This is a genomic window from Erwinia sp. GW821-FHT03D09 (genome assembly GCF_059420805.1).
The window spans coordinates 24,926-31,751 of record NZ_JBWKUK010000020.1; the positions used below are offsets into that span (position 1 = coordinate 24,926).

The window sequence follows — 6,826 nt, forward strand, 5'->3', positions numbered from 1 at the left end:
TTCCTGCCCGTGGAGGTGCGTATGTTTGCCACGCTTAAACCTCTCGCCTGGGAAAACGCATTTTTCGGGCAGCAGAGCGCACTGCTGGAACTACAGGGCGACACGCCGCTGGATGTCGCTACGCTGGACGACTGGCCGCTGGTGCAGGTGAAAGTGCTGGCACAGCAAAGTGCCGAACTGGATGCGCTGAGCGCCCTGGGCTTCAGCATGGTGGAGGGAGAGGCGGACTGCGTGCTGGGCATTACCCCCGCCGAGCGCCCAACCGGTATTCGCATCGCCCGCGCCGAACATATTCCGGCTCTGCGCCAGGCGGCGAGTGAAGCCTTCATCTGGAGCCGCTTTCGCGCGCCCTGGTTTGCCGCGGGCGACAGCGGACGCTTCTACGCGCAGTGGATTGAGAACGCCGTGCGCGGCACTTTCGACCATCAGTGCCTGCTGGCGGTGGATGAACAGGGCACCATGCAGGGCTTTGTCTCTCTGCGCGAGCTGGAAGACAGGACGGCACGCATTGGGCTACTGGCCGTGCTGCCTGCATATCAGGGATTAGGGATTGGCCAGCGGCTGATGGATGCGGCAAATGACTGGTGCCGTGCCCGGCGCCTGACCCGACTTCACGTTGCAACGCAGCTGGGTAACCTTGCTGCGCTGCGCCTCTATCTACGCTGCGGTGGCGTGATTGAACGTACCGCCTACTGGTTATACAGGAAAACGCCATGATCCCGTTTAACGCGCCACCGGTGGTGGGAACTGAACTTGAATATATGCAGTCGGCCATGGGCAGCGGTAAGCTGTGCGGCGATGGCGGCTTTACCCGCCGCTGCCAACAGTGGATGGAGCAGCGGTTCGGCAGCCGTAAGGTATTGTTGACTCCGTCCTGTACCGCCTCGCTGGAAATGGCGGCGATCCTGATCGATATCCAGCCCGGTGATGAAGTGATCATGCCGAGCTATACTTTTGTTTCAACCGCCAATGCCTTCGTTCTTCGCGGTGCCACTATCGTCTTTATTGACGTGCGCCCGGATACGATGAATCTTGACGAGACGCTCATCGAGGCGGCGATTACCGAGCGTACCAAAGCAATTGTGCCGGTCCACTATGCGGGCGTGGCCTGCGAAATGGACACCATTATGGCGCTGGCGAAGAAGCATAAACTCTGGGTGATCGAAGACGCCGCGCAGGGGGTGATGTCCACGTATAAGGGGCGTGCGCTGGGAACAATTGGCCATATCGGCTGCTTCAGCTTTCACGAGACGAAAAACTACACAGCCGGAGGTGAGGGTGGAGCGACGCTGATAAACGATGCGGCGCTGGTTGAGCGGGCGGAAATCATTCGCGAAAAAGGCACCAACCGCAGTCAGTTCTTCCGCGGGCAGGTGGATAAATATACCTGGCGCGACATCGGTTCCAGCTACCTGATGGCCGATTTGCAGGCGGCCTACCTCTGGGCGCAGCTGGAAGCCGCTGAGCGCATCAATCAACAGCGTTTACAGCTCTGGCAGAATTACCACACCGTGTTGCAGCCGTTTGCCGCGCGCGGGCGGATCGAACTGCCGGTCATTCCGGCAGACTGTGAGCACAATGCGCATATGTTCTACCTGAAGCTGCGCGATAACGACGATCGTACCGCGCTGATTTCCTGGCTAAAAGAGGCCGAAATCATGGCGGTGTTCCACTACATCCCGCTACACAGTTCGCCTGCCGGGCAGCGCTTTGGTCGTTTCCACGGCACCGATCGCTTTACCCAACAGGACAGCGACCGCCTGCTGAGGTTGCCGCTGTTCTATAACCTTTCTGATAATAATCAGAAAACGGTGATCGGCTCCTTACGTAGCTATCTTTCCTGATATGTCGCTGGCAAGAGCTTCCGTGTGGACCGCCGCGTCCACACTGGTAAAAATTGCTGCCGGTTTGCTGGTGGTGAAGATGCTGGCTGTCGCGTATGGTCCGTCGGGCGTGGGACAGGCGGGTAACTTCCGCCAGTTGATCACCGTATTGGGCGTGCTGGCAGGAGCCGGGATCTTTAACGGCGTGACCAGGCTGGTGGCGCAGCACCAGCAGCATCCGGCGGAACTCCGCGCGGTGACCGGCACGGCGTCGGCGATGGTCCTTGGCTTTTCGCTACTGCTGGCCGTCGGCTTTTTGCTGTTTGCTGCCCCTATCAGCCAGGCACTGTTCGGTGATGTAAAGTATCAGCAGGTGATTCGCATTGTGGCGTTTTTACAGCTGGGTATCGCCTGGGCTAACCTGGCGCTGGCGATCGTCAAAGGCTTCCGCGATGCGGCGGGTAATGCGCTGGCGCTGATTGTGGGTAGCATCATTGGCGTGGCGGCCTGGTTTGTCTGTTACTGGCTGGGCGGCTACAGCGGTGCGCTTGTTGGCCTGGCGATGGTGCCCGCGCTGGTGATGATCCCGGCGCTGGCGGTTCTGGCCCGGCGCGATCATCTGCCCATGCGTTATCTGTTACCGGTGTGGCAGCCAGAGTTCGCCCGCCAGCTCGGTAAGTTTACCCTGATGGCGCTAATCACCGCCGTAACGCTGCCGGTGGCATGGGTAATGATGCGTAATCTGCTGCAGGCGCATGCGGGCTGGGAGCAGGTTGGGCTGTGGCAGGGGGTGAGCAGCATCTCCGACGCCTATTTGCAGTTTATTACCGCCTCGTTTAGCGTTTGGCTGCTGCCAACGCTGGCACGTCTGGACAATAAAGCGGATATTTCTCGGGAGATTATTCGCGCGCTGCGCTTTGTTCTGCCTGCGGTGATGGCGGTCAGTCTCTGCGTTTGGCTGCTGCGCGATTTCGTTATCTGGCTGCTGTTTTCCAGCCAGTTTACCGGCATGCGCGACCTGTTTATCTGGCAGCTGATTGGCGATGTGCTGAAGGTCGGCTGCTACGTCTTTGGCTATCTGGTGATAGCGAAGGCGTCACTGCGTTTTTACATTCTGACCGAAGTGAGCCAGTTTATCCTGCTCACTGGATTTTCCCGCTGGCTGATCCCGCTGCACGGTGCAGCGGGGGCAGCGCAGGCATATATGGCGACTTATATCGCTTATTTCGCGCTCTGTGCAGGCGTATTTACTCTCTACCGTAGACGATAATGACCACAGTAATCCATCTTTTAGGCTCGGATATACCGCATCATAATCAGACGGTTCTGGGCTTTTTTAACCAGGTAATATATGACGTGGTGCCAACAACGGCCCCGCGTCAGTTCTGGCTGGTTGCGAACCAGCCCTCTGTGGCTGAGCAGTATCCCCAGCTACAGATACGCGTTTTCGCGGATAAAAGCGCGTTGGCTGAAGCGGTTATCGCTCTGGCTCGACAGCAGCGTGAGATGCGCTTCTTTTGCCACGGGCAGTTTAATCCTAAGCTGTGGCTGGCGCTGCTGGCGGGTAAAATTTCTCGCTCTCAGCTCTACTGGCATATCTGGGGGGCCGACCTGTATGAGGACGCCACCAGTCTGAAATTCCGCCTGTTCTATCTGCTGCGTCGGCAGGCGCAGAAGCGTGTCGCGCAGGTTTTTGCTACCCGGGGTGACATCAATCATTTCCATCAGCGCCATCCAGGCGTGCCTGCGTCGCTGCTCTATTTCCCCACGCGGCTGGCGCAAAATGTCCCCGTCGCTCAGCCTCATCAGGGACCAATAACGATCCTGCTGGGCAATTCGGGCGATGCCAGCAACCGGCATATACAGGCGTTACAGGAGATTCATCAGCAGTTTGGCAATGAGGTGAAGGTGGTTGTGCCACTCGGCTACCCGGCAAATAACGACGCCTACATTGCCCGTGTACGTGCCGCCGCCGATGCGTTATTTACCGCCGGCCAGGTTCAGTTGCTGACGGAGAAAATTGAATTCAGTGACTATCTGCAGCTGATCTCCGGCTGCGATCTCGGCTGGTTTATCTTCGAGCGTCAGCAGGGGATCGGCACACTGTGCCTGCTGATTCAGGCCAATATCCCGTTCGTACTGAATCGTAAGAACCCATTCTGGCAGGATCTGGTGGAGCAGCAGGTGCCGGTATTGTTTACCGGTGATGCGCTGGATGCCGCAACGGTAAGTGAGGCGCAGCGCCAGCTGAGCCTGATGGATAAGCAGCAGATTGCCTTTTTTGAACCGGGTTATCTGGCGGGCTGGCAGCAGGCACTGCGGCTGGTTGAGGGAGAAAGCGTATGACCTTATTAGAATTTTCCGGGCTGCTGGTGGTCTGGCTGCTGGGCGCTGGATTTATTCTGACGCTGACCTGGCGCGAGTTTCGCCGGGTGCGGTTCAATTTTAATGTTTTCTTCTCGCTGCTGTTCTTACTGACCTTCTTCTTTGGCTTTCCGTTTACCAGTGTGCTGGTGTTTGGTTTTAACGTTGCCGTGGTGCCACCGGAATACCTGCTGCAGGCGTTGCTGGCGGCGGGCTGCTTCTATGCTATCTACTACGTAAGCTATAAAACCCGGCTGCGGGCGCGCAGCACCAGGCCTCCGCAGCAGGTGTTCACCATCAACCGGGTCGAGGCGAACCTGAGCTGGATATTGCTGGCGCTGGTGGCGCTGGGCACGGTCAGCGTGTTCTTCATGCATAACGGCTTCCTGCTGTTCAAGCTGCAAAGCTACAGCCAGATTTTCTCGGCGGATGTCTCGGGCGTGGCCTTAAAGCGCTTCTTCTACTTCTTTATCCCGGCGATGCTGGTGGTTTACTTCCTGAAGCAGGATTTTCGCGGCTGGCTGTTGTTTTTGGTCAGCACCGTTGCCTTCGGGTTGTTGACCTACGTGATTGTTGGCGGCACGCGAGCCAATATTATTATCGCGTTTGCTTTGTTCCTGTTTATCGGCCTCATTCGCGGCTGGATAACGCTGTGGATGCTGGTGATGGCGGGCGTCGGCGGTATTGTTGGTATGTTTTGGCTGGCGCTAAAACGCTATAACCTGGACGTTAGTGGATCTGAGGCGTTTTATACCTTCCTCTACCTCACTCGCGATACGTTCTCGCCGTGGGAAAATCTGGGTTTGCTGCTGCAAAACTACGACAAAATCAACTTCCAGGGGTTGGCGCCAATCGTACGGGATTTCTATGTCTTTATCCCCAGCTGGCTGTGGCACGGCCGCCCGTCGCTGGTGCTCAACAGCGCGAACTACTTTACCTGGGAAGTGCTGGATAACCATTCCGGGCTGGCGATATCGCCGACGTTGATTGGTTCGCTACTGGTGATGGGTGGGGCACTGTTTATCCCCCTCGGTGCTGTCGCCGTCGGCTTGATTATCAAGTGGTTTGACTGGCTGTATGAGAAAGGCCAGCAGGAACAGAACCGCTATAAGGCTGCTATCTTGCAGAGCTTCTGCTTTGGCGCGGTGTTTAACATGATTGTACTGGCACGAGAAGGTCTGGATGCGTTTGCCTCCAGAGTGGTGTTCTTCTGTGTTATTTTTGCGGTCTGCGTGGTGGTGGCGAAACTGCTTTACTGGTTACTGGATAGCGCCGGGCTCATCCGTGAGCGTACCGCTATGCGTCCGCTTGCCGCTCAGCCCGATGCGGGCTCCGGGCCGTTTTGATTTCAGACTTAAGGTAAATACCATGCATGCCTCTTTTACCGTGCCGCAGTACCAAATTCGCGGCCTGTCGCTGGCCGGATTTCGCGATATGGCGGAGTTTGTTGATTACCTCAATCAGGATGGCAAGCTGAAGAGTGGAACGCTGGTAGCGATCAATGCTGAGAAGGTGCTGACGGCGGAAAACGACGCAGAAATTTATAAGCTGATCGCTGCCGCCGAATATCGTTACGCCGATGGCATCAGCATAGTCCGTTCGATTCGTAAGAAGTATCCGCAGGCTCAGGTATCCCGTATTGCCGGAGCGGATCTGTGGGAAGCGTTAATGGAGCGTGCCGGGCGTGAGGGGACGCCGGTGTTTCTGATTGGCGGACGCCCCGAGGTGCTGGAGCAAACGCAGGATAAACTGCGCCGCCAGTGGAATGTGAACATTGTCGGTGCGCAGGATGGCTATTTTACGCCCGACCAGCGCGATGCGCTGCTGGCCCGTATAGCCGCCAGCGGCGCGCAGCTGGTGACGGTAGCAATGGGATCGCCCCGGCAGGAGCTACTGATGCGTGACTGCAAGGCCTTTTATCCGGATGCGCTGTATATGGGCGTGGGCGGCACCTACGATGTGTTTACCGGCCACGTTAAACGTGCGCCCCGGATTTGGCAAAGAATGGGCCTGGAATGGCTCTATCGCTTACTTTCGCAGCCATCACGATTAAAACGTCAGCTCAGGCTGCTGAAATATCTCAACTATCACTGGAAGGGCGATCTTTAATTCTGGATAAATGCCTAAGGTAATACGTTGCTGCTGCGGTTTTTCTGTACGAAAAGGCGTAAAAATGCTGGGAGTTTAGACGGAATGCACAAAGCGTAATCAAACGCGTTTTTTTATTAAAAAAGCACTGGACAGGTAGGGCTCCTGTCCGTACTATGCACATCCGCAACGGCGCTACGCGCCCGTAGCTCAGCTGGATAGAGCGCTGCCCTCCGGAGGCAGAGGTCTCAGGTTCGAATCCTGTCGGGCGCGCCATTAAGTTTGTGCGCAAGAGCTGCGGTGGTATCATTACCGCGTTATAAGAAGTAAGTAGTAGTTGTGGTGGCTATAGCTCAGTTGGTAGAGCCCTGGATTGTGATTCCAGTTGTCGTGGGTTCGAGTCCCATTAGCCACCCCAGATTTTGTTGAATGCGAAGGTGGCGGAATTGGTAGACGCGCTAGCTTCAGGTGTTAGTGTTCTTACGGACGTGAGGGTTCAAGTCCCTCTCTTCGCACCACAAAATCTTTAGAGTGAACTGAAGCAGTATTCG

Annotated in this window: 6 protein-coding genes and 3 tRNA genes; all 9 read left to right on the forward strand. The window is 56.6% G+C overall.

The annotated features are described in order from the left end of the window. Window positions 1-21: 21 nt before the first annotated feature. Window positions 22-717 carry a dTDP-4-amino-4,6-dideoxy-D-galactose acyltransferase gene (gene rffC / locus AC07U6_RS18475; protein WP_494764232.1) on the forward strand — a complete coding sequence of 232 codons (696 nt, stop codon included), beginning with the start codon at window positions 22-24 and terminating at the stop codon, window positions 715-717. Next, window positions 714-1,844 carry a dTDP-4-amino-4,6-dideoxygalactose transaminase gene (gene rffA / locus AC07U6_RS18480; protein ID WP_494764231.1) on the forward strand — a complete coding sequence of 377 codons (1,131 nt, stop codon included), beginning with the start codon at window positions 714-716 and terminating at the stop codon, window positions 1,842-1,844. The genes rffC and rffA overlap by 4 nt, the downstream gene beginning before the upstream one ends. A 1-nt stretch (window position 1,845) precedes the next feature. Further along, window positions 1,846-3,093, forward strand: a complete 1,248-nt coding sequence (gene wzxE, locus AC07U6_RS18485; RefSeq protein ID WP_494764230.1) for a lipid III flippase WzxE — start codon at window positions 1,846-1,848, stop codon at window positions 3,091-3,093. Then, window positions 3,093-4,169 carry a TDP-N-acetylfucosamine:lipid II N-acetylfucosaminyltransferase gene (gene wecF, locus AC07U6_RS18490; RefSeq protein WP_494764229.1) on the forward strand — a complete coding sequence of 359 codons (1,077 nt, stop codon included), beginning with the start codon at window positions 3,093-3,095 and terminating at the stop codon, window positions 4,167-4,169. Before wzxE ends, wecF begins: the two co-directional genes overlap by 1 nt. Beyond that, on the forward strand, window positions 4,166-5,533 hold the full coding sequence (wzyE, locus tag AC07U6_RS18495) for an ECA oligosaccharide polymerase (RefSeq protein ID WP_494764228.1): 1,368 nt from the start codon (window positions 4,166-4,168) through the stop codon (window positions 5,531-5,533). Before wecF ends, wzyE begins: the two co-directional genes overlap by 4 nt. 22 nt (window positions 5,534-5,555) lie before the next feature. Next, window positions 5,556-6,296: a lipopolysaccharide N-acetylmannosaminouronosyltransferase gene (gene wecG / locus AC07U6_RS18500; protein ID WP_494764227.1), complete on the forward strand. Its 741-nt coding sequence runs from the start codon at window positions 5,556-5,558 to the stop codon at window positions 6,294-6,296. Window positions 6,297-6,474: 178 nt separating this feature from the next. Then, window positions 6,475-6,551: transfer RNA gene (locus AC07U6_RS18505), tRNA-Arg, on the forward strand. A 66-nt stretch (window positions 6,552-6,617) separates the two neighbouring features. After that, a tRNA-His gene (locus AC07U6_RS18510) sits at window positions 6,618-6,693 on the forward strand. Window positions 6,694-6,706: 13 nt separating this feature from the next. Beyond that, window positions 6,707-6,793: transfer RNA gene (locus AC07U6_RS18515), tRNA-Leu, on the forward strand. Window positions 6,794-6,826: the final 33 nt, after the last annotated feature.

Coding starts and splice junctions, on each gene's coding strand:
- rffC (WP_494764232.1), top strand. CDS start 22: ATGTTTGCCACGCTTAAACCTCTCGCCTGGGAAAACGCATTTTTCGGG.
- rffA (WP_494764231.1), top strand. CDS start 714: ATGATCCCGTTTAACGCGCCACCGGTGGTGGGAACTGAACTTGAATAT.
- wzxE (WP_494764230.1), top strand. CDS start 1,846: ATGTCGCTGGCAAGAGCTTCCGTGTGGACCGCCGCGTCCACACTGGTA.
- wecF (WP_494764229.1), top strand. CDS start 3,093: ATGACCACAGTAATCCATCTTTTAGGCTCGGATATACCGCATCATAAT.
- wzyE (WP_494764228.1), top strand. CDS start 4,166: ATGACCTTATTAGAATTTTCCGGGCTGCTGGTGGTCTGGCTGCTGGGC.
- wecG (WP_494764227.1), top strand. CDS start 5,556: ATGCATGCCTCTTTTACCGTGCCGCAGTACCAAATTCGCGGCCTGTCG.